Source organism: Planomonospora algeriensis (genome assembly GCF_977012225.1).
The window spans coordinates 1-533 of sequence record NZ_CDRNDK010001072.1 but is presented as its reverse complement, the minus strand read 5'-3'; the positions used below and the strand labels follow the sequence as shown (position 1 = coordinate 533).

The 533-nt window shown below is 72.8% G+C and carries 1 protein-coding gene; it reads right to left on the bottom strand.

What is annotated here, in order from left to right:
* Positions 1-533, bottom strand: a 533-nt coding sequence (locus ACWJ6R_RS37850) for an RNA-guided endonuclease InsQ/TnpB family protein (RefSeq protein WP_449066785.1), incomplete at both ends; no start/stop codon positions are given.

The window sequence follows — 533 nt, the reverse complement described above, 5'->3', positions numbered from 1 at the left end:
GTGTTGCGGGGATCCACGGCGATCAGCTCTCGACCGGCGCTTTCAGCCTTGTACGCGAGGACCGTCAGGAACACCCCCCAACCCGCATCCAGAATCGAACGGTTCAGCCCGGACTCGGCCGCGACATTGCGGCAGGGCCGCTCGACCGTGCCGGACGCGCTGCGGGTCATGTTCGCGACCTTCAGCGCCTCGTGCACGATCACGTCGTAGGCGGCCACCAGAGCGAGCGCGGCCTTGTGGGCGTGGTCGAGGCGCTGGCGGCGCACCGTGGCGTGCAGGGCCGCGACCCGGGCCACCGCCTTGCGGCGGCGCTTGGACCCTCGCTTCTTGCGGGCCAGATCCCGCTGCGCCGCCGCCAGACGGTCGGCGGTGGCGGCCAGGTGGCGCGGGTTGCCGATGTGCCCGCCGTCGGAGGTGGTCACCAGGGAGGCCACTCCCAGGTCGATCCCGGCGGCGGCTCCGGTGGCGGGCAGGGCCTGGGCGGGGACGTCGTCGCACGACAGGATCACGTACCAGCGGGAGCCCTCCCGCTT